Below are 1,728 nucleotides of genomic sequence, written 5' to 3'. Positions count from 1 at the left end.
GGGGGCGGGGTCACGACGGGTCGCCCATGAGGGGGGCGAGCGCGGTGCGCAGGGAGCCCGCCGTGGCGAAGTTCTCGGCCGTGAGGAGGGCGTCGGGGATGGTGACCTCGAGAGCGTCCTCCAGCCCGATCACGAGGTGGACGGTGGAGAGCGAGTCGAGGCCGAGGGCCGCGAGGGAGGCGTCGGACGGCACCTCCCGGCCGGCTTCCAGGAGCGGCAGGTGCTCGCGGAGGACCTCGTCGAACCGCGGTGTCCAGGTGGTCTGCAAGGGCTTCCCCTTCGGAGGGTGGTGGCGGGCGGCCTGGTGCCGTGCCGCCGGTACGACTGTGCCCGGGGCGCCCCCCGGCCGGCGGGGTCAGCCGGACGGCGCGTCGCCGAGGAGCCGGACCGCGCGGTCGGCGAGGCAGAGGGTGCCGGTGGCGGTGAGGAGTCGGTCGTCGGCGTAGTTGAGGCTGGCCGAGCGCAGGTCGCGCAGGTGGCGCTCCAGCGGGAGGGGCGAGTCGGCGCGGTAGCCGAGGCCGAGGCCGGCCAGTTGCACGCAGCGGTCGGCCACCTGGTGGCAGAGCCGGGCCGCGGTGACCTTGAGGGTGTTGAGGTGGATCTGGACCGGGGCCGCGGCGGGGTCGGCGCCGGTGGCCCGGATCTCGGTGATCTCCCGCTGGGCCAGGTCGAGGTAGGCGCGGACCAGTTCGAGGTCGGTGCGGAGGGTGGCGATGCGTTCGGCCACCAGGTCGGAGGTGAGGTCGATCGAGCCGGGGCGCCGGGGGGAGCGGAGGACGGCGACGAGGCCGGAGACGGCGGCGCGGGCGGCACCGAGCCAGCAGGCGGCCCAGCCGATGTGGCCGAGCGGGATCAGGCCGGCGGTGGCGACGGCGGCGAACTCGCCGCGTACACCGATGACATGGTGCTCGGGGACGAGGGCGGTCAGGCGGAGGGCGACGCTGTGGGTGCCGCGCATACCGAGGGGGTTCCAGCCGCCGCCGACCTCGACGTCCGCCTGCTCGCGGGCGACGTAGACGAGGGTGACGCGGCGGGCGGAGGCCTCCTCGGTGTCGCGCATGGTGACGAGGAATCCGTCGGCGAAGGCGCCGCCGGTGACGATGGGGGCGTCGCGCTCCACCAGCAGGCCGTCGGGGGTCTCGCGCAGCGGTGCGGCGCTGGTGAAGAGGTGGCCGCCGGTCTGCTTCTCGGAGGTGATGGACCCGAGGTGGGTACGGCCCTGCGCGATGCGGGGCAGCAGGTCGTCGAGGAGCTCGGGGGCGCCGTGGCGGACGAGGACGTCGACCTGCTGGCAGTGCATGGCCCAGATCATGGCCGTGGAGAGGCAGGCGGAGGCGAGGAGTTGGGCGACCTCGACGAGGTCGGCGAGTCCGCCGCCGAGGCCGCCGCGGTCGACGGGGACGAGAAGTCCCATGAGTCCGCTGTCGCGGAGGGCGTCGAGGGATTCGACGGGGAAGCGGGCCTCGGCGTCGACGTGTGCGGCGTGTGCGGCGAGCACCGGCAACACGGCTCTCGCCCGGTCGGCGGGCGAGGGGCCCGCCGGGCGGCCGGCGGGGGTGCGGACCAGTTCGAGGACGGTGGCGGAGACGACCCGGCCGTCGCGGACGGCGACCTCGGCGGGGGCGGGGCGGGAGAGGAAGGCGAGGAGGCTGGCGCTCAGGCCGTAGGCACCGGTGTTGGGGACGGCGAGGAGGTCGCCGTCCGCGACGGCCGGGTCGTCTCCGCCAC

At 75.5% G+C, this 1,728-nt stretch carries 2 protein-coding genes; both read right to left on the bottom strand.

What is annotated here, in order from left to right; translation table 11 throughout:
* Positions 1–10: 10 nt before the first annotated feature.
* On the bottom strand, positions 11–268 hold the full coding sequence (locus EAO70_RS37435; RefSeq protein WP_148007213.1) for a phosphopantetheine-binding protein: 258 nt from the start codon (positions 266–268) through the stop codon (positions 11–13).
* A gap of 87 nt (positions 269–355) precedes the next feature.
* Positions 356–1,728 (bottom strand): acyl-CoA dehydrogenase family protein (locus tag EAO70_RS37430; RefSeq protein ID WP_315986272.1); only part of this gene is annotated, 1,373 nt, incomplete at its 5' end.

Source organism: Streptomyces sp. adm13(2018) (assembly GCF_008042145.1).
GTDB lineage: Bacteria > Actinomycetota > Actinomycetes > Streptomycetales > Streptomycetaceae > Streptomyces.
The sequence above is the reverse complement of the archived record's forward strand: the minus strand, read 5'-3'. Positions and strand labels throughout refer to the sequence as shown.